Source organism: Bacillus sp. VA13, assembly GCF_055710085.1.
Window position 1 is genome coordinate 302,594 of record NZ_JBVQPP010000004.1, and the last position, 20,524, is coordinate 323,117.

At 45.7% G+C, this 20,524-nt stretch carries 17 protein-coding genes and 2 pseudogenes; 5 read left to right on the forward strand and 14 right to left on the reverse strand.

Features of this window, described 5'->3' with window-relative positions:
- Window positions 1-94 precede the first annotated feature (94 nt).
- A complete protein-coding gene (locus tag AC0C66_RS16795; protein WP_461845804.1) occupies window positions 95-691 on the reverse strand; it encodes a DUF1989 domain-containing protein in 597 nt (198 codons plus the stop codon).
- A gap of 129 nt (window positions 692-820) precedes the next feature.
- On the opposite strand from AC0C66_RS16795, the gene AC0C66_RS16800 reads away from it, so the two are divergent.
- Window positions 821-2,161 carry an amino acid permease gene (locus tag AC0C66_RS16800; protein ID WP_061187022.1) on the forward strand — a complete coding sequence of 447 codons (1,341 nt, stop codon included), beginning with the start codon at window positions 821-823 and terminating at the stop codon, window positions 2,159-2,161.
- A 1-nt stretch (window position 2,162) separates the two neighbouring features.
- On the opposite strand, the gene AC0C66_RS16805 is transcribed toward AC0C66_RS16800, so the two are convergent.
- The 3 genes from AC0C66_RS16805 to AC0C66_RS16815 form a co-directional block, all read right to left on the reverse strand.
- A complete protein-coding gene (locus AC0C66_RS16805) occupies window positions 2,163-2,924 on the reverse strand; it encodes a YqcI/YcgG family protein (RefSeq protein ID WP_014112580.1) in 762 nt (253 codons plus the stop codon).
- Window positions 2,925-2,993: 69 nt separating this feature from the next.
- Window positions 2,994-3,623 (reverse strand): LysE family translocator, encoded by a 630-nt coding sequence (locus AC0C66_RS16810; RefSeq protein ID WP_014112579.1) that lies wholly within the window; start codon window positions 3,621-3,623, stop codon window positions 2,994-2,996.
- Window positions 3,624-3,697: 74 nt separating this feature from the next.
- Window positions 3,698-4,162, reverse strand: a complete 465-nt coding sequence (locus tag AC0C66_RS16815) for a MarR family transcriptional regulator (protein ID WP_061187021.1) — start codon at window positions 4,160-4,162, stop codon at window positions 3,698-3,700.
- Between the two features lie 112 nt (window positions 4,163-4,274).
- Between AC0C66_RS16815 and bmr3 the strand changes: the two genes are divergently transcribed.
- Window positions 4,275-5,813, forward strand: coding sequence for a multidrug efflux MFS transporter Bmr3 (gene bmr3, locus AC0C66_RS16820; RefSeq protein WP_014112577.1), 1,539 nt, complete (start codon window positions 4,275-4,277; stop codon window positions 5,811-5,813).
- 43 nt (window positions 5,814-5,856) lie between these two features.
- Here the strand turns inward: bmr3 and AC0C66_RS16825 are convergent, their stop codons facing one another.
- From AC0C66_RS16825 to AC0C66_RS16845, 5 genes and pseudogenes are all read right to left on the reverse strand, one after another.
- The gene (locus tag AC0C66_RS16825) at window positions 5,857-7,482 is read right to left on the reverse strand and encodes an L-lactate permease (RefSeq protein ID WP_461845803.1); all 1,626 of its coding nucleotides are present in this window, start codon (window positions 7,480-7,482) and stop codon (window positions 5,857-5,859) included.
- Window positions 7,483-7,513: 31 nt separating this feature from the next.
- Entirely contained in the window at window positions 7,514-8,479 is a 966-nt protein-coding gene (locus tag AC0C66_RS16830) for an L-lactate dehydrogenase (protein WP_014112575.1), read from the reverse strand.
- A gap of 173 nt (window positions 8,480-8,652) precedes the next feature.
- Complete coding sequence (amyE, locus tag AC0C66_RS16835) at window positions 8,653-10,632, reverse strand: alpha-amylase (RefSeq protein ID WP_461845802.1); 1,980 nt, start codon at window positions 10,630-10,632, stop codon at window positions 8,653-8,655.
- Window positions 10,633-10,803: 171 nt separating this feature from the next.
- A pseudogene (locus AC0C66_RS16840) lies at window positions 10,804-11,371 on the reverse strand (DUF6773 family protein).
- Between the two features lie 115 nt (window positions 11,372-11,486).
- Window positions 11,487-12,920, reverse strand: coding sequence for a YfcC family protein (locus AC0C66_RS16845; RefSeq protein ID WP_072182379.1), 1,434 nt, complete (start codon window positions 12,918-12,920; stop codon window positions 11,487-11,489).
- A 148-nt stretch (window positions 12,921-13,068) separates the two neighbouring features.
- Between AC0C66_RS16845 and AC0C66_RS16850 the strand changes: the two genes are divergently transcribed.
- Window positions 13,069-14,220, forward strand: a complete 1,152-nt coding sequence (locus AC0C66_RS16850) for a M20 peptidase aminoacylase family protein (protein ID WP_090557391.1) — start codon at window positions 13,069-13,071, stop codon at window positions 14,218-14,220.
- Window positions 14,221-14,258: 38 nt separating this feature from the next.
- Here the strand turns inward: AC0C66_RS16850 and opuAC are convergent, their stop codons facing one another.
- Genes opuAC through opuAA form a run of 3 tightly spaced genes read right to left on the reverse strand, consistent with a single transcriptional unit; the run spans window position 14,259 to window position 17,246 of the window.
- Complete coding sequence (opuAC, locus tag AC0C66_RS16855) at window positions 14,259-15,140, reverse strand: glycine/proline betaine ABC transporter substrate-binding protein OpuAC (RefSeq protein WP_014112570.1); 882 nt, start codon at window positions 15,138-15,140, stop codon at window positions 14,259-14,261.
- Window positions 15,140-15,988: a glycine/proline betaine ABC transporter permease subunit OpuAB gene (gene opuAB / locus AC0C66_RS16860; RefSeq protein WP_072182377.1), complete on the reverse strand. Its 849-nt coding sequence runs from the start codon at window positions 15,986-15,988 to the stop codon at window positions 15,140-15,142. The genes opuAC and opuAB overlap by 1 nt, the downstream gene beginning before the upstream one ends.
- A gap of 1 nt (window position 15,989) precedes the next feature.
- Window positions 15,990-17,246 (reverse strand): glycine/proline betaine ABC transporter ATP-binding protein OpuAA, encoded by a 1,257-nt coding sequence (gene opuAA / locus AC0C66_RS16865; RefSeq protein WP_014112568.1) that lies wholly within the window; start codon window positions 17,244-17,246, stop codon window positions 15,990-15,992.
- A 290-nt stretch (window positions 17,247-17,536) separates the two neighbouring features.
- Between opuAA and AC0C66_RS16870 the strand changes: the two genes are divergently transcribed.
- Together AC0C66_RS16870 and AC0C66_RS16875 are read left to right on the forward strand one after the other, a co-directional pair.
- Window positions 17,537-17,839: an ArsR/SmtB family transcription factor gene (locus AC0C66_RS16870; protein WP_072182376.1), complete on the forward strand. Its 303-nt coding sequence runs from the start codon at window positions 17,537-17,539 to the stop codon at window positions 17,837-17,839.
- Window positions 17,840-17,874: 35 nt separating this feature from the next.
- Window positions 17,875-18,084: pseudogene (locus AC0C66_RS16875) on the forward strand (MFS transporter); the annotation flags it as partial.
- Between the two features lie 30 nt (window positions 18,085-18,114).
- Here AC0C66_RS16875 and niaP read toward each other — a convergent pair.
- Complete coding sequence (gene niaP, locus AC0C66_RS16880; RefSeq protein WP_079288221.1) at window positions 18,115-19,317, reverse strand: niacin permease NiaP; 1,203 nt, start codon at window positions 19,315-19,317, stop codon at window positions 18,115-18,117.
- Window positions 19,318-19,428: 111 nt separating this feature from the next.
- Window positions 19,429-20,520: a toxic anion resistance protein gene (locus tag AC0C66_RS16885; protein ID WP_472973639.1), complete on the reverse strand. Its 1,092-nt coding sequence runs from the start codon at window positions 20,518-20,520 to the stop codon at window positions 19,429-19,431.
- Window positions 20,521-20,524 lie beyond the last annotated feature (4 nt).

The window sequence follows — 20,524 nt, forward strand, 5'->3', positions numbered from 1 at the left end:
TGATCATTTCCCCAAATTGATGAAAATGAATCATGACAATTATGTATCCCTATTAAATATAGCACAGGTCTTGATTCACAGTGAACAAGAGAGATCAGCTGACTTCCACCCGTATAGACGTTACGCTATCGCCATTGCACTTACCTTTTTCTATCGGGCAGGAAGAAAACGCGACAACCAAATCCATTTCCGCCCGCAGCCTTACATAATCCCCGGCATTCGAAAGCGGCGTTTCTACAGACAGGTTCCCTTTCTCATCAAGGACAGTATTCATAAAAATCGCAAACGGGTAATGCATGTGAGGCTTCGGTACGCCAAATTGCTCAAGCGCACGGTTCATATTGTCATAGCACGTATCCTGAAACTCATCTTTTTGCTTCCCATATAAGAGTCTGTTCATATCAGGACGGCAGGCGGGAAGCAGCAAATCATGCTTGCCGACCGTATCTTCAATTAGCGTCAGCATCGGTTTGTATAGATTCGAGTAGATATGATCGTTGACTTTCACCTGAATGGAATGATTAGCATCAATCGTTGCTCCCTGATCAAGATGCTCATAAAAATCCTTGGCATGGTACGCAACAAAATCAGCAACTTGCTGTCCTTCTACATCAACCACCTTTAAAATCTGCCCCTTTTTCAGCTTCAGCCCAAGCCCTTTTTTTGGCTCCACGATATATTGCTGTGTCATTGCTTCGCTCCTTTTTTCATTAGTATGAGCGTTCTCCGCCTTCCCCATGTAAAAAGAGGCAAAAATCCGATGTATATAAGCTTCGGGCGGGTCGCAATCTAACCTTAGATAAAAGGGGTTGAAATGATTATGAGTCAAACAAAAAAAGACCAGCAAAAAGGAAATTTGGCCTGGTGGCAGCTATCATTAATCGGTATAGGATGCACGATCGGAACAGGATTTTTTCTCGGTTCCAGCATTGCAATAGTGAAGAGCGGTTTTTCCGTTCTGCTGTCATTTCTGATCGGAGCGATCGGCACGTATTTTGTATTCGAGCAGCTTGCCAAGCTATCGGCAAAACAGCCCGAAAAAGGCTCGTTTTGTGCATATGCGCGAAAAGCGTTTGGCAGATGGGCCGGCTTCAGCAACGGCTGGGTGTACTGGTCATCAGAAATGCTGATTACCGGAAGCCAGCTGACAGCCATTTCGCTATTTACGAAGCACTGGTTTCCTCAAGTGCCGTTATGGGTGTTTGCTTCAATCTACGCGGTACTTGGGCTACTGATTATTTTCACCGGACTGTCTGTTTTTGAGAAGACTGAAAACGTGCTGGCAGTCATCAAAACAGCCGCTATTTTTATGTTTATTGTGATTGCCATCCTGGCATTATGCGGTATTCTGTCTGGCGGAAAGCACGATGTACAGGTTCCAAATAAGACGAGTGAGTTTTTCCCATATGGCGCCATGGGGCTTTGGACAGGTTTAATCTACGCGTTTTACGCCTTTGGCGGAATTGAGGTCATGGGGCTGATGGCGGTTCACTTAAAAAAACCAGAGGAAGCGTCTAAATCAGGGAAACTAATGCTGGCGACGCTGGCGATTATTTATATTATTTCGATCGGACTGGCCTTGCTGCTGGTTCCATTAGACATGTTTACTGAGCAGGACAGCCCGTTCATTACGTCGTTAAAAGGATATAACCTTAAGATCATCCTCGATATTTTTAACGGGATTTTCATTATTGCCGGGTTCTCGACCCTCGTCGCTTCCCTGTTTGCGGTTACGACATTGCTATGTACGATGGCTGATGACGGAGACGCGCCGAAATGCTTTACTTTAAAGGAAGGCAAAAAAATATGCTGGCCGGCGCTAGGACTGACGTTTGCGGGGCTTGTTCTATCCATCATTCTGTCTTTAGTGCTGCCCAAAAACATTTATGAGCACATGACGACAGCAGCGGGGCTAATGCTTTTATACACTTGGCTGTTTATCCTGTTCTCCAGCAAAAAGCTGACTGATCCCAAGGGAATGGGGAAAACGCAAATTTATTTAGCAATGATTCTGATTGCTGCGGCTGTGTCTGGCACACTGTTTGAAAAATCAAGCCGGCCCGGTTTTTTTGTAAGCATAGGTTTTCTCGTGATCATTGCCATCGTTACGATGATCTATCAAAAAAAGCAGGGACATAAAGACCGCCCTGCCAGCTCGTGATTTATTTCATTTTGTTGAACATGTTCTTTAAATAAGAAAACGGGCACTTCGATACCTGTTTTTCGTCGTCACGGAGGAAATACTGTTTCCATTCGCGATTATTCTTTCCTCCGTACCAGCCTAATTGCGGGTGAACCGGAGCTTGATCGTAGGCCTTTAAACGGGATCGGATCAGCCTGCTCATGTTGCGGCCAAAAGCGGTTGATCCATTTAACTCTTCAAACACCCATCTTGGCTGAAACGTGATCATAAAATAGGGAAAGCTCCGGCTTCTTCTCGCTTCGTGCCCCGGTGTAGCGCACAAAATAAAGTACGGCTCGCCGTCAAAACAAAACTCCCATTTATAATGCTCGGGATCGGCCGGAATGTCTTCCGGCCACTCTTTTTCGTCCTGGTGACTCAGTCTATTTAAAAAGCTCCAAAACAGCTCTTCATACGCTTCAATCGAATAGTGCTCAGCCAAATCTTCCGGTGTATCAAACAACACAACGAGGGATGCGTACTTTCCCGTGTCCCGCGATATCTTGCCGTACTCCGCAAGCAGTGGTGCCAGTTCCTCCGCTGTACGGTTTTCCCGCGGATCTCCAGCAAAAGTAATGCGAAGCTGATCTGTCAGAAACGCCTGGCGTCCGGGAATGCACGGAAACGTATCCGCGTCATCCGCCACAGTTTCTGCCAAAAGCTCAAAAGCGATTCTTTGCCATTCAGGGAGTTCAGCTTGATTACGTTCCAGAAAACTTTTGGTGTAAATCCCATTCACCATTGATCCACCTCCAGTATCATCTGGATACTATATTAAAACTGGAGACGGCAGGTGACTGTCCTTCATGAATCAGCCCAATAACTGTCTGATGCCTTGATAACCGAAGTAAAAGCCAAATATAAGGAGGGATACACCAGCGATTCCGGTCAATCCTCTCAACAGCTTTTCATGAAGCAGATTTCTGAACATGCTGGCTGTGATCGCCATGCAAAAATCCCAGATTAAAATGCCGATCATGATGCCGGAGCTATAGATCAGAAGCTGATTCATATTGTAGGCCTCTGCTGTTTTCGCAAGTATGCTCCCATAAATTCCGAGCCAAAAAAGGATGCTCAATGGATTTGACAGTGAAATGAGAAAACCCGAAGCGAATGTTTTCCTATATGACACTTTTCCTCGCGAGCTTCGCACATCCATCGGTTCTCTGACATTTTTCAGCGTTTCAATTCCGGTATAGGTCAGAACAAAAAAGCCGAAGAGCCACAAAAACGTTTTCACAAATGGAGCGGTCAAAAACTGTGACAGCCCGAAATAGATAAAAAGCATGTACAGTCCGTCCGCTGTCATGGCGCCTAAACCAAAAATCCACGCATGCCAAAAACCGTTTTTAATTCCTTTGTCTATTTGCGCCGCATTCACTGGTCCCACAGGCGCAGACAAGGACAGTCCCAGCACAATATAGCTCAAAAAAATGTTCACCGGCCCGTACTCCCTTCTCTTACGTAACTTGTACAATTTATTCGGGAACGGGCCAAGCTATGCACAAAAATCGCTTACTGTTTCAGACGTTTAAGTTCTTCCTCCACAATATCGGCGGCTTTGCCTACGAAACTGAAAATGAGTTCCAGTTCTTCTTCTGTATACTCACGGCACAAATCCATCGTCGACTCTGACAGAGAACGGAACAAATCCTTTACATGTTTCTTTGAAGCGGTCAATGGGACGATTATGACTCTTCTGCGGTCGTTCGGATCCTTTTCACGAGCCACATACCCCGCTTTTTCTAGCCGGTCAACAAGCGCCGTGACCGAACCTGTGCTGAGGCCCGTCTTTTTCCCCAGCTCTCCGGCAGTCATCGGCCCTGCTTCATTTAAGATGTCAGCTGATTTTAAATCGGTGGGAAACAGACCGAGAGCTTGAGCGGCTGCCTGATGAAACAGAACCGTTCTTGTGCCCAATTTCCGAAAAAGCTGAACGGCAGTCTTTTCCAACTCACTTCTGGAATTTCTTGTTGACAACTGACAGTCCTCCCTATAAAATCGAATTTATCTTGATAATCGAGATATTTAATAATCAAACTATTATCATGATATCAGAACTTACATAGAAAAGTAAGAGGAGGTAGAACAAATGGACACAACATCAGCAAAACAGGCTTCCACCAAATTTGTGGTCCTCGGTCTCCTGCTGGGCATCTTGATGTCGGCGATGGACAATACGATTGTTGCCACCGCGATGGGCAGCATCGTAGCGGATCTTGGAAGCTTCGATAAATTTGCTTGGGTGACGGCGTCTTATATGGTGGCGGTCATGGCTGGGATGCCGATTTACGGCAAGCTTTCCGATATGTACGGCCGAAAACGTTTTTTCCTGTTTGGACTTATTTTTTTCTTAATCGGGTCGGCTTTATGCGGAATTGCACAGACGATGAATCAGCTGATCATTTACCGGGCTATTCAAGGGATTGGAGGCGGCGCGCTTCTGCCGATTGCCTTTACCATTATCTTTGATTTGTTTCCGCCGGAAAAACGCGGAAAGATGTCCGGCATGTTCGGTGCTGTATTCGGATTATCCAGTGTTCTTGGGCCGCTGTTAGGCGCGATCATTACAGATTCGATCAGCTGGCACTGGGTGTTTTACATCAATGTACCGATCGGCGCATTGTCATTGTTTTTCATTATTCGCTACTACAAAGAATCTTTGGAGCACAGAAAGCAGAAAATTGACTGGGGCGGCGCGATTACTTTAGTCGTATCAATTGTATGCCTGATGTTCGCTCTTGAGCTTGGCGGCAAAACTTACGATTGGAATTCCATTCAGATCATTGGCCTGTTTATTGTATTTGCCGTTTTCTTCATTGCCTTTTTTATTGTGGAGAGAAAAGCGGAAGAACCGATTATTTCTTTCTGGATGTTTAAAAACAGGCTGTTTGCCACAGCACAGATTCTCGCTTTCCTGTATGGCGGAACATTCATTATTTTAGCGGTATTTATTCCGATTTTCGTTCAGGCGGTATACGGCAGCTCAGCGACAAGCGCGGGCTTCATTTTGACGCCGATGATGATTGGATCAGTCATCGGAAGCATGATCGGCGGAATCTTCCAAACGAAGGCAAGCTTCCGCAATTTGATGCTGATATCTGTTATCGCTTTCTTTATCGGCATGCTGCTTCTTTCTAATATGACGCCTGACACAGCACGGGTATGGCTGACAGTCTTTATGATGATTTCAGGCTTTGGCGTAGGCTTTAACTTCTCCCTGCTGCCGGCGGCATCGATGAATGATCTTGAACCTCGTTTTCGGGGAACGGCCAACTCTACAAATTCATTTTTGCGGTCATTCGGCATGACCCTTGGCGTCACCATTTTCGGAACGGTGCAAACAAACGTATTCACGAACAAGCTGAGCGACGCCTTCAGTGGTATGAAAGGCTCAGCGGGATCAGGCGCCGCGCAAAATATCGGTGACCCGCAGGAGATTTTTCAAGCAGGAACACGTTCCCAGATTCCTGAGGCAATCCTGAATCGCATTATTGACGCGATGTCATCAAGCATCACATATGTCTTTTTGCTCGCTTTGATTCCAATTGTCCTCGCGGCGGTTACCGTTTTGTTTATGGGAAAAGCCAGAGTGAAAACAACAGCAGAAATGGCGAAGAAAGCAAATTAATAGAAAAAAGCAGTACATGGCTGGCATGTACTGCTTTTTTCTATTACAATCCTAATCTTGCAAGAATAAACGTCCATATACAAATGATTAATAACAGAATCAGGCTATACGCCACTGTTCGTTTAAACAGTTTAGATTCCTTGCCTGTCTGGCCAACCGCTGCGGCAGCGATGGCGATGGACTGAGGAGAAACAAGTTTTGCCATCACCCCGCCCGCCGTATTTGCAGCTAACAGCAAATCAGAACCCGCACCGATCTGCGCTCCGGTGACAACCTGTAAATGTCCGAATAAAGCGTTATTGCTGACAACTGAACCGGTAATGAACACGCCGATCCAGCCGAGAACGGGACTGACAAACGGGAACAAGTCTCCTGTTTTCGCCAGTGCTAATCCAATTGAAGAGCTGAGCCCTGCGAAATTGGCCAGATTGGCAAATCCCATCACGAAGCAGATCGTCATAATCGGCACCCACAGCTCTTTTCCTGTCTCCTTCAAGGAAGCAAAGGCAGCCCGATAAGAGAAATTTTTGCTGAACAGCCCTGTCACGATGACCGCCGCTAAAATCGCTGTACCAGTCGCTGACAGCAGGTCGACTTTAAAGACTGCATCTAACGGCATGGCAGATGGCGCAATCGGCGGCATTTTCATAATTTGCTGATGCAGGAAAGGCATTTTCAATAGGAGCGTTGTTTGATATAACAATCCGCCTTCTTGGAAAAGCGCTTTGAAGGCAGGAAGGCTCCAGATTGTGATCGCTGCAGTTAAAATGTAGAAAGGAGACCACGCTTTTGCAATGTCTGCGGCACTGTATGCTTTTTTCTCACCAGTCTCGCCGGCTCCTTCCTCCCGGTAAATCTCTTTCGGCTGCCATTTGCGGAGGAAGAGCGCAAGCCCGCCCATACTGAATAAGGCCGCCAAAATGTTTGCTAACTCGGGTCCGAGCACCGCCATTGTCAGTGTCTGAACCGCTGTATACACACCGCTCACAACCAACAGGGCAGGCCATGTCTGTTTGATTCCTTTCATTCGGTCTAATAGGAATACAAGCAGAAACGGAATCAAAAATGAGATCATCGGCAATGTCCACATCAATGTCCGTGACAGCTCAAGAGCAGACAAATCACCAATCTGCGCCCCTGTGATTACAGGAATCCCGATCGCCCCAAAGGCTCCAGAGGCTGCGTTCGCAATCAAGCAGAGAGCCGCCGCTTTTAACGGTTTAAAACCAAGTTCAACGAGCAGCGCCGCACTAATCGCAATCGGAACACCAAAACCGGCCGCGCCTTCTAAAAACGCGTTAAAACAAAAACCTATTAATAATAGCTGTAATCGTTGGTCAGGTGAAATGCCGGCAATGCTGGAACGAATAATGGTAAATTTCCCGGTTTTCACTGCGATTTTATACAGCCACACCGCCATCAGAACGATGTAGCCAATCGGCCACAGTCCGCTCCCGATTCCTAGCAAAACAGAAGAAATTGCTTTTTCAACCGGCATATGAAATGCCAAAACGGAGACCAAGAAACTGACGGCTAAGGTAAGAAATGCCGCAAGAATGCCTTTCATTTTAAAAACAGTTAAAGCCAAGAGAAAAAAGAGAATCGGAGTGAGCGCCACAAGTGCGCTCACATACTCGTTTCCAAACGGATCATACAACTGCTCCCACATTGACAATCAGCCCTTTACTCTATAGTTGCGATTAGTTGACCTTTTGTTCTGCAAAATGAGGTTTTAAAATGTTTTTAAGGACGCCTGCGCTGTGAAGGAACTGTTCTTTTTCTTTCTCATTTAAGTTCAGCTCAGTGATGCCTGCAATACCTCCGCGGTTTACGACAGCCGGAACGCCGATGTACACGTCGTCTGCGCCGTATTGTCCGTCCAAATATGTGCTGACAGTTAAAATGCTGTTTTCATTATGAAGAATGGCTTTTGTAATGCGGGCAAGGCTCATCGCAACACCATAATAAGTCGCACCTTTTTTCTCAATGATATGGTAAGCGGCGTTTTTCACGTCATCTACGATCTGGTCAAGCTCCTCTTGTTTATACGCATCGTTTTTCTCAACGAGTTCACTGACCGGCACACCACCGACATTCGCGTGGCTCCAGACAGGAAGCTCTGTGTCGCCGTGCTCTCCGATAATATGCGCGTGCACGTTTTGAGGCGCTGCGCCAAAGTATTCGCTCAGCATGTAACGGAATCTCGCAGAATCTAGTGTTGTGCCGCTTCCGATCACCCGCTCTTTTGGCAGGCCGCTGAATTTCCATGTAGCGTAAGTCAGAATATCAACCGGATTTGTCGCGATTAAGAAAATGCCGTCAAATCCGCTCGCCATGACTTCACTGACGATACCTTTGAAAATCTTTAAGTTCTTTTCTACTAATTCAAGGCGTGTCTCTCCAGGTTTTTGGTTTGCTCCGGCGCAGATGCAGACAATATCAGCATCCTTGCAGTCTTCATATGTTCCGTAAGATGTTTTGACCGGTTGCGGCGCAAACGCCTTTCCGTGGTTTAAGTCCATCACATCGCCCATTGCTTTTTCTTTATTTAAATCAATGACCACAAGCTCATCTGTGATCCCTTGGTTTATTAACGCAAATGCATAACTGCTTCCAACAAAACCCGCTCCGATTAAAGCTACTTTATTTACATGTTTGTTCATCATTAATCATCCTTCCAGGGTATGTTTTTCTTTGATGTTTGTTTGTGAAGCATTTCACATTTATATTGTGCAACATTTCACAAACTATTGCAAGAGAAAAGTTTTGTCTGATTTATGAACAAAAAAAGAAACCATCAAGGATGGTTTCTACCGGTAAGTCCCGTCTAACCTTGCCCTCAATGAGGAAGAGAACCGCTTAAGCCAGAGTCGTTATATAAGCCATTTTGCACGTAATCAAAGCCAGGCTGGTTCTGTCCGGGCACTTGGGCGCTGCCATTATTAAAAATCACTTTGGCGTTCGTTGTATCCGTATCCGCAGGCAGCGTCAGCGTGTAAATTCCATCTGCATCCTTAGTCATTGCTTTTCCCGGCCAGGATCCGGTCAATTCTATTGCCCGGCCCCCATCATGTTTATAGATATAAGCATTTACTTGGCCCCAATGATTTGGATTTTGATAGCCAATGGTTTTGGCCGCAGATGGGTCTCTTTTTACAAAGCTGTATTCCTGGGTCCTCGTTACACCATCACTGTTTGTTCCTGTTAACGTGATGGTGTATGTTGTGCCAAACGGATCTCCTTTTCCGATCGTTAATTGGTCTCCATCCTTAAACACTGTCTCTTGCCCATTATTGATTTGATAAACGGCTTTTGTTGTATTCGCATCTGCACGCAGAGTGATCGTCAGTTGATCGTTGAAAGAATGTGTTACACCTGTTTTGACATTCTCAAGGAAGACATGAGGCGCATTTGCAATATCATCAGAATAAAGAACAACCACAGATCTGGCATTGATCGTGCCTGTCAATTTGCCGTCTGTTACTTGAAATGAACCGTTCCCAGCTTTATTATCATACCTGCCATCAGGTAATTTCGTTGACGTATTGATGGTGACAGAAGATGAACCTGCATTTGCCAGCACAACGCCGTGCGAGCCACGCTGATTCATGAATATCTGGTTGTTTCCATTCGGATTCGAGAGTTCCTCAGGCTGTCCATCCATCACATTGTGAAATCTATTGACCGCAGTGATAGCCTGATCTTCAAATAAAGCACTCCCACGATCGCCTATTTGGCTTTTCCCCGGGAATCTGACACCATTTCCGCCGCCCTCAGGTCTGGAAAAGAAGAGAGGCGTACTGCCTGAGCGAGAAGCAATCACTGCCCAGCCTAAGTGAATATCGTCATCGCTCATCCATGTAGACTCTTCCTCATCATTGGCATACGTATCATGCGATTCCACCCATGTGACTAACTTGTCGGCAGACACCTCTGATGCATAATGGGAGATATTCGACACGCTAAGATTGCGATTCTTTAACGCGGACCTTATGGAATGTCCATAATTAGATGCTGTCACATTCATATAATTCGCATATGCAGCATCTCTGGAGGCACTATCTTGCAGGATTTCTCCGTATTGGAACTCCGCAGATGTATTTGTGATATTCGGCCAAAATTGACTGCCGTAATTCCCGTCATCCGGAAGCTCTATATGTTTGGCCGCATCATATCGAAATCCGTCTGCGCCGTCATTCAATGCTCTTTCTAAGAAACGTTTCAGGTAGGACTGTACTTGTGTATTTTGTGTATTCCAATCATATAGCCCCAGCAATGAATTCTGCGTGACATCCCATCGATCGGACCAGTTTTTAATTTGTGTGTTTCCATGTGTCCAATTTGGAATACTCTTAATCTCATTGGAAATCGCGGCATAGTCACTGGTGGTATGATTGATAACCGCGTCAACAATGACCTTCACGCCATATTCTTCAGCGGCTGCGCACATTTCTTTAAATTCTTGTTCAGTACCTAGGTAACGGTTGCCAATTTGATATGATGTCGGCTGATACAACCAGTACCAGTTTGACATGCTTTTATTTCCTTGGTTCCCTTCCTTTACTTGGTTAATCGGAGACGTCTGAATCGCTGTATATCCTGCATCATGAATATCCTTCATATTATGTTTTAACGTATTGAACGACCAATTCCAAGCATGAAGAATGGTCCCGCTTTTGATCGATGGCGCTGCCAGCTCATTCGATGTGTTCTGTGTTTCAGCATTCGCAGCCGCCGGTCCTCCCAGTACCAAATGAAACAGCAATAAAAAACCAGCGAATAACGGCAGTAAAGAGGTTTTGAATCGTTTTTCAAACATTCTTGACACTCCTTATTTGATTTTTGAAGACTTACTGCGGAGTCAAAAATCCCTCTTACTTTATTCTTCCGCTTCCTCCTTTCAAACTAATGTGAAGACTGGAGAATTTTGTTAACGATTACATGTTAAATTATCACAATTACACTATCAAAACAACTTGATAGAGTGAATTCAAATCAATATTCCTATAGAAAAAGCTGAACGGAACTGTGAGCGTTTTCCCTCACTAAACAAAAAAAGAAACCATCTATCAAGATGATTTCTTCTTTACTTCTTCTTTTACCGCTCTTCTGTAAGCCAGCTTCACAATCACGTACCGAAGCAGGAACAGAACGCCGCCGCAGACGATAAAAAGAAGGATCATTTTCAGCCAAGCGAAGAATGTATGGGGAATCCCCCTGTCGTACATCGTAAGCACCACTACCGCAAAGGCGACCGCAATTGATTCTATTCGCTGCTGCTTCACCCGTTTTTGCAGTTCTTCTTCGGTGTCTATTCTCGGCATGAGCATTCCACATGCTGCTGCCCTGATGCAGTAATATAAGATAATGATGAACAAAAACACAAGGCTTGCAGCCCATTCTTTAAACGGAAATTCAAACATAATGCCGCGGATGATCACATCAAGCAACGCAAAAGCTCCCGCTATCATCCCGATCTCCGACCAGATTTTTTGTTCTTTTTTTACTCTCTTATTTTCCCCATTCACGCCTGAAAGTCTATTACGCAGATTATTCATGACCTTCCTCCCGCACTTTTACGAATGGCTTATGGCTTACATGTTACAATAACAGCCTGCGCTTCTGCAATGGATAACTTAAAAGCCCGCCGTACAAGCCGGCGGGCAGCAATGTTTAAAACGGCCCCCAATTGATCATGACACCGATCACAATAAATACAAGTCCGATCAAGAACCAAATCAGAGCAAGCGGCACCATAAACCGAAGCCACTTGACGTACGGAATGCCGCTAGCGGCAAGCACCGCCATGAGTACGCCGGATGTCGGGTTCACACAGTTGACGACTCCTTCTCCAAGCATAACCGCTTCCACCGCAACCTGTCTCGTAATTCCCATCAAATCAGCGAGCGGCGCTAGGATTGGAATAAATACAACGGCTTCCCCAGACCCTGAAGAGATGAGAAAATGAAGCAGCGCACTGGCGATATACATGCCGATCGCACCGGCAATCGGGCTGAATCCATCCAAAAGCGAAGCCAAAGCATTGACGACTGTATCGAGGAGCTTGCCATTTTCAAGAATGACGGAAATGCTTCGTGCCATCCCGACAATCAGTGCCCCGTACACGAGGCTTTGGCAGCCCGTAATGAAGGTTTTGGCAATATCGTTTGCCGCAAGCCCGCCTATTAAACCGGCAAGGACAGAAATAAAAATAAACGTAGCAGCCATTTGGGAATCAGACCAGCCCAGCTTTAAAGCGCCGTATAAAAATCCAATCAGCGACAGTCCCGCTACAGCCAAAATAAGCTTATGGCGAACAGTAAACGGCACTGACTGATCTTCTTCTTTACCGGCTTCGCCCATTCCTGCCGCAGGAAACCAATCTGTTCCTAACACACTGGCATCTTTTGATTTTTTTAATTTTCTCGTATACAAATAGATATAAATAATAGAAGACAGCAAAAAGCATATGTATATCACAACTCGCAGGCCGATCCCCGAAAAGAGCGGCAGCTCCGCGATTGATTGCGATAAACCGAGCGGGGACGGTGATAACATAGTAGAGTTAAATCCAGCGTAGCAGCCGATGTAAATAACAGCGGCGCCCGCGACCGCGTCCCATTTTAAGGATCGTGCGACAATGAGGCCGATGGGGATAAATCCAATTACTGAATTCACGACAATTCCGGTTGTTCCGAGAATGGAGAACAACGCGCCCACAATACAAATAAATAATAATTGCTTTGTGCGGAATTTGCTGATGACGTTGTAAATCAGGCCGTTGATGGCACCCGTTTTTTCTAAAATGGCAATGGTGCCGCCTGTGAATAAAATCAGAAAGATGATTGGTGCTGATCCGACCATTCCATCCTGAAGAGACGTAAAAAAGCTGATCAGGCTGACCGGAGACTGTTCAATAGAATGATAGCTTCCCGGAACAGCAGTAGTGACATCCCCCTTTGTCACGCGGTCAAATTCACCCGCCGGCACAATATATGAGGCAATGGCGCAAATGAAAGCAATAATAAATAAGAGGACATAGGCATCAGGCATTTTAAATGTCGTTCGTTTTTTCTTAGGCTGTGTTTCGGCTGCTGGCATACTCATATTTCGATCCATCCCCTCTGTTTGAAAATATTAATTATTCTGAAAAGTAGCAATATGTGCTATATTATATACAGCCTATCTTCCTGTTTCAATATAAATGAAGTAAAGAAGGTAAAATTCATTTTAATAGAAGGAGGTACTTCTTCCCATGCAAAAACTTTCCGAAGACATGAAACAAACTGTTATAGATATCTTCGACCATCTGCACGCGAACCCTGAAGTCAGCTGGAAGGAATATGAGACAACTGCATTTCTCAAACAAAAGCTTGAGGATTTAGGATGCCGGACGCGCACTTTTTCAGACTGCACCGGGGTTGTCGGCGAGATCGGTTCGGGCTCGCCGGTTGTAGCCGTTCGCGCTGACATTGATGCGCTATGGCAGGAGGTCAACGGCACATTCTGCGCCAACCATTCATGCGGACACGATTCACATATGACAATGGCGCTGGGCACGTTAATGCTGCTGAAAAAACAGCCCGAGCTTCCGAAGGGCACGATCCGTTTTATCTTTCAGCCGGCTGAGGAAAAAGGCGGCGGCGCCTTGAAAATGATAGAAGAAGGCGTGCTTGATGATGTCGACTATTTGTACGGCGTTCACGTCCGTCCGATTCAGGAGACACAAAACGGGCGTTGTGCCCCATCTATTCTGCACGGATCAAGCCAGTATATTGAGGGAACGATAATCGGAGAGGAAGCCCATGGCGCCCGCCCGCATCTCGGGAAAAACAGCATTGAAATTGCGGCATTTCTCGTACATAAGCTCGGACTCATTCATATTGACCCGCAAATCCCGTATACCGTCAAAATGACAAAACTTCAAGCCGGCGGAGAAAGCTCTAACATCATTCCGGGAAAAGCGTCGTTCAGCCTTGATTTGCGCGCTCAGACCAATGAAGCCATGGAGACGTTAATCGCCGAAACAGAAAGAGCCTGTGAAGCGGCTGCCGCGGCATTCGGCGCGAAGATCGAGCTGCAAAAGGAGCACAGCCTTCCTGCGGCAACACAAAACAAAGAAGCTGAAGCGATCATGGCAGAAGCCATTACGGATATCATCGGGGCTGAGCAGCTTGATGAACCGCTTGTCACAACCGGCGGTGAGGATTTTCATTTTTACGCCGTAAAAGTGCCGAACCTCAAAACAACTATGCTTGGACTGGGATGCGGACTACAGCCAGGACTCCATCATCCCCACATGACCTTTGACAGAAACGCGATGTTTACCGGCATTCATATTTTAGCGAACGCCGTGCTTAAAACGTTTCAGAAAGCGGAAGCACTAGCTTCTGCTAATGCTTCTTAACACAAAAAAGCAGCCTGGGCTACAGGCTGCTTTCTTCATTACTTCTTCAAATCTTCAATTGAGTTGACGTTTTTCATATATTGAGGCACAACAAGACCCATCTTCACGCCAGTCATACTGGCCCCTATATCGTCATATTTGCCTTTGTATTTTGCGGCGTATGCTTTATGGGTATTCGGCAGCCATGCGGAAAGGGATGCATCCGCGCTTCCCGTCGCAATCGCGGTCCACATCGGACCAGCTTCTACCTGAGTATACGTCACGTCATAGCCCAAGTCTTCTAAGACTTTGCCAACCACGTTTGTACTTGCAATCTCACTGTCCCACGCCACATAGGCAAGGTTGATTTTGTCTCCCTTCACCTTTTGAACGCCTTTCGTCCACTCCGCAATCTGATCTTTGTGTTTCTTCACATACTCAGTAGCGGCTTTGGCAGGTTTCTCGCCTTCTTCCACCTTGATCATGACTTCGCCCATGTCGTCTTGCGTCCATTTAAACTGGCTCAGAAGCTTAGCGGCATTCGGCTGTTCTTTGCTGAAGCCTTTGCGTGTGATCGTATGGATTTCCTCTGCGCTGCCATAAGATTGTTTCGGATCATCGAGATATTTCAGCTTATATCTGGAGAACATCCAGTGCGGTGTCCATCCTGTAATGATAATCGGTTTCTTACGGTCGTATGACTTTTTAAGCGTTGCAGTCATCGCGGCGCTTGACGCCGAAATCAACGTCCAGTCATTCAAGTCATAATCCTTCATCGCTTTGTCGGTCAGGGCCATAATCCCTGAACCGGGGTCAATCCCGATGATGGTCTTATTCACCTGTTCAGCCGCGGTTGCATTTTCATCGCTTTCTGAACCGCAAGCCGCAAGTGAGAGCGCCAGCATGGCGGAAACACCGATACCGATGATTTTTTTAAGCATCAGGCATTCCCCCTGCTATTCTTCTTCACTTTAATATTTTGAGTAATACGGTCCAGCGTAATGGCAACGATAACGATGGCGATACCAGCCTCTACGCCGACCCCGGTTTTCAGCTGTGTAACGGCGCTGTATACTTCAGAACCAAGTCCCGGTGCACCGACCATTGCGGCGATAACAACCATTGATAACGCAAGCATGATGCTTTGGTTGATTCCGGCCAGAATGGTTTTTGTCGCAAGCGGAAGCTGAACTTTAAACAAACGCTGAGCTGTTGTAGAACCGAACGCTTCAGTCGCTTCAATCAGATCCGCCGGCACTTGTTTAATACCGAGAACAGTCATGCGGATTGTCGGCGGCATCGCGAAGATAACAGATGCAACAACACCCGGCACAACACCGATGTTGAAGAAGAAAATCGCCGGCAATAGATATACGAAAGCAGGCATTGTCTGCATTAAATCAAGAATAGGCGTTACAATACGGCGAACTGTTTCTTTCTGGGACGCCCAAATTCCGATCGGAACCCCGACCACAATCGAAATAATCACAGATGTCAAAACAAGCGCCAATGTTTGCAGCATTGGGTCCCAATATCCTAAATAATCGATCAGGAGGAATCCAACCAATGTAAATAACGCAATTCCCCTCGTACTGATCCACCACGCAAGTGCGGCAAAAATAATCGTTAACAAAATAGATGGGATAAATCCAAGTCCGCTGACAATTCCATTTACAAAAGCGGCCAATCCGTTTGCGATTCCGTCGAAGAATCCGCCAAACGTTATTGTAATCCAGTCAACAAAACGGTCAATGATATCTGCTAAAGGTATTCTAGGCAGTCTATCCATCTTACTTCACCTCCTGTACAGAAGGATCTTGTGTTTGTTCATCAGTGACTTCAACATTAATGTAATCGTTATTGCCGGCAAGTGCGCCAATCAGCGCGCCTTTTACGACAATCCCTTTCATTCTCTGCTTCTCATCTACAACCGCAATTGGAATATTCGCATCAGAAACAACGTCAAAAATCTCTGTCAGATACGTATTCTCTGGTACAGTCGTGAATTCTGTATTTAAGATATCTTGAAGTGACAAATCAGACTCAGCCGCTTTTTTCGCATCAGCCGCGTGGATGACACCTAACAATTGCTTTTGTTTATCGACTGCGTAAATAGACGAAATCCCTAGGTTTTTCATCAATGTTAATGCCACACGAGGCCCTTTATCAATCCGCACTGTTTCAGCGCGTTTCATAATGTGTCCTGCTGTGAGGACTTTAGATAAATCAACATCCTCAACGAATTTCTCAACATATTCGTTAGATGGACTCATAAGGATTTCCTCCGGTGTGCCGATCTGAACGATGTTACCATCCTTCATCAAGGCGATTCTGTCACCGATGCGCAATGCTTCGTCAAGGTCATGCGTAATGAAGATAATCGTTTTTCCGACATTTTCGTGAAGATCAAGAAGCTCATCCTGCATATCTTTCCGAATCAAAGGATCGAGCGCACTGAACGCTTCGTCCATGAGAAGGATGTCCGGGTTATTCGTCAACGCGCGGGCAAGGCCGACACGCTGCTGCATCCCGCCGGAAAGCTGGTCAGGATATTGCTGTTCAAATCCTTCAAGGCCGACAAGCTTAAGGGACTCAAGCGCTTTTTGCTGACGCTCTTGTTTGTCTACACCTTGAAGCTCCAGCCCGTATTCTGTGTTTTCAAGTATCGTTCTGTGAGGGAACAGAGCGAACTTTTGGAAGACCATGCTGATTTTCTTCCGGCGGACTTCCCGGAGCTGGTCTTTAGACATATTTGTTATCATGTCACCATCAATGTAAATATTTCCGGCAGTCGGTTCAATAAGCCGGTTTAACAGCCGTACTAAAGTTGATTTACCGCTCCCTGATAGACCCATGATGACAAATATCTCACCATCATATACATCAAAATCTGCTTGATTTACCCCAACGGTTGATCCGGTCGCTTTCAGGATCTCTTTTTTTGTCTTTCCGTTGGCAAGCATTTGAACTGCTTTCTTTGTTTGTTTCCCAAAAATTTTAGATACTTTTTCGACTTTTATCTTAATTGGTTTCTCATCTACACTCATATTTTCCCTCCATATTAAACAATCCTTATTACCGTAACACTTATGTAACATTCCACACAAACAGCATATACTCTTTTATTCTATACCATTTCTTTATAAACATCCATGTGAACACATGACCTTATTTATGCTTCTAAATGCTCTGTAATCCTCCTTTATGATTGTATTTTACGGGTAATATTTATCCCTCCTTTGAGATGAAAACGCTTTTACTAATACTGAAATCCTTCTTTCTCTTATGACTTGCTGCTCCTTTACTGGAAAAATAAGTTGCTATACCAACTCCTATTATGTATTATAGTTTCATGACTATGAAACAATTGGATGATCAAATCAGAGCCCAAATTTTTAAAGCACTGTCTGATGAATCGAGGCTTGCTATTATTCGTACGCTTTATTACAGCGGAAAAGAACTCAGCTGCGGTGAAGTAGGTGAAAAGTGCAATATTGTCAAAACCACAGCATCTTATCATTTTAAAACGCTGCGTGAAGCGGGGTTGACGGCAACCCGGAAAGATTCACGGACAAAATATGTCAGCTTGCGTGAAGACACATTTCAAACATACCTGCCTGGCTTTTTGGAAACCCTCTAACAAAGGGTTTTCTCTATACATATCTGTTTCATATCGCGCGAGGAACCATCGCTTCCCTTTCCAATGCCGCTATGTATGCAGGAACCACTGTCGGCACATGTGTTGCAGGCTTTTTATATCAAAACTCACAGCATTTCGGAGCCGTCACAGGATTTACTGCCATTCTGTTCATACTGTCCATGGCGCTCTACCAGATAATCAGCAAAACAGGGAAACGCCGATCTACAGCCCGAGCACAAATGTAAAAGAAGCACCTCATTCAAGAGGTGCTTTACCTATTCAAGTTCAGTTTGTTTCGTTTCTTTTCCCATAATCACTATACAAACAACCGCGAGTAAGATTGCAATGCAAAAGATCGAGAAGATGACCGAAAACGAAATATGACGGGCTGCGAGCGTTCCGACGAGCAGCGGCCCGAAAATGCCGCCGATTCTTCCAAACGCTGCTGTTGTTCCTGAACCTGTTGCGCGAATCGCTGTCGGATATTGCTCCGGTGTATAGGCATACAGGACACCCCACGCGCCAAGATTGAAAAACGATAACAGCATTCCAGCCGTAAGCAGAAGGCCTAAGGAATCCGCCGTTCCGAAGAAATAGGCGCTTCCTGCTGTACCTATCAGGTAAATGACGAGTATCCACTTCCGGCCGGCTTTTTCGATCAGCCACGCAGCAGAAAAATAGCCCGGAAGCTGAGCAAGTGTCATCAGCAGGACATACTCAAAGCTTTGAATCATACTGAAGCCTTTCAGCAGCATGACACTCGGCAGCCATAGGAACATGCCATAATAAGAAAACACCACGCAGAACCAAACGATCGATAGCATGACTGTCGGCCGTATATACTGTCTTGCCCAGACGCTTTTTACATTCTCCCACACCGATTTCTTTTTGGCAGAAAGCGACTCATATTTCGGCGAATCAGGCAGACTCGTCCGCAAGTACAAAGCGTAAAAAGCAGTCAGCGCAGTTAACAGCAGGGCAGCCTGCCAGCCGAAGTTCGGTATCACAAAGTAAGAAATCAGTGCCGCTACGAGCCAGCCTACAGCCCAAAAGCTTTCTAAAAGCACAATCACTCTGCCCCGCTTTTCAGGCACAACCGCTTCCGAAACAAGTGTTGAAGCGACTGGAAGCTCGCCGCCAAGTCCCATCCCGATGACGAAACGCAGAATGAGGAATGCCGATAAGCTCGTCACAAAAGCGGAAATGCCGCTTCCGATCGAAAAGCACAAAAGGGTAATGATAAACACTTTTTTGCGGCCGATTCGATCAGCCAGCAGACCAAACAAAAACGCACCCACAGCCATGCCGATGGAATTGACGCTTCCGATCCATTTCATTTCTTCGGGCGACAGATTCCACTCCACATGGAGCGCGGCGATAATAAACGATAATATTCCGACATCCATTGCATCAAACAGCCACCCCAAACCGGCGACACCCAGCAGTTTTCGCTGGGATATAGGCTGTTGTTTTCCCATTGCCAACACCTCTGATATGCAAAATGATTACCGTTTAAGTTTACACCTGTCTTTACACATTGTCATTAACTAAATGATGTAAAAGAAAAACCCCCGCTTAGCGGGGGTTTTTTATTGCTGCAATGCTGCTTTTTTAATATTTTCCTGCAGCTGGGCAATTCGTCTTGCGCCGTCTTCACGGAGGCGTTTGTTTTCTTCTTCGATTTGTTTTGTTTCCTGCATGCCGCTTACGATCGTATTCCAAGACGATTCGATCGTTTCAATGTCTATGCTTGGTCTGCCGGCCATTCTGGCAATTTCAACACTTTGGCTCGAGATATTTTCAGCATTTCGTCTCAGCATCTCGTTTGTCCGGCGGTCAAGCTCGCTCATGGAGTCAGCCACAAGCTTTTGGCGTTTCACGGTAACGGCCTGAATAATGCCGTTTTTGAAAATCGGAATGGTGATGATGAACGCGGAGTTGATTTTCCCGATCAGCTTTGCATTTCCGCGTTGCAGGAGACGGATTTGAGGTGCCGTTTGAAGAGCCACCATCCGCGCCATATACAGATCATACACCCGTTCCTCAAGCGCCTGAATGCCGTTGCGCAGTGTATCGAGCTGCATTTGCGCCAGCTGATTTCCGCTTGCCGCTTTTTCTTCATATGAAGGAAGGATCGACTGCATCTCTTCCAGCTTCATTTGTCCGGCAACGACGTATTTTTCAAGCTCCATATAATATTTGATGTTGTTTTCATACATATCATCGAGCGTGTAGTTCGTCTTCGTCATCTCATCTTTGTATTTCGAAATCTCAACATTGATTTTTTCAATCTCTCCGCCGAGCGTCTGATACTTTTTAAAGATTTTTTCAATCATGCTGCCGCCGCGTTTGAAAATTTTCGCCATCAATCCCTTTGGCTCATCAAAATCATTTTTATCGAAGCGGTCCATGATTTTCCCAAGCTGAGTCAGCATTGTGCCGGAGTCTGTCACGCTTGTTGTTTTCATCATCCCCAAGATGCGGTCAGAGAACTTGGAAATTTCAACGGCCGGCTCCTTGCCGTACTCAAGCAGCTCCATTTGGTTTTTGACGTCAATTTGTTGCGCAAGCCGCTTTACCTCTGGTTCCTGACGGAGCTGGAGACGGATATCGTCAGCTTTTTGCTGGGAAATTTCTTCGTTTTTATCAAGAACAAGCGGGTTTTGATTTTCTGTTGTCATGCTT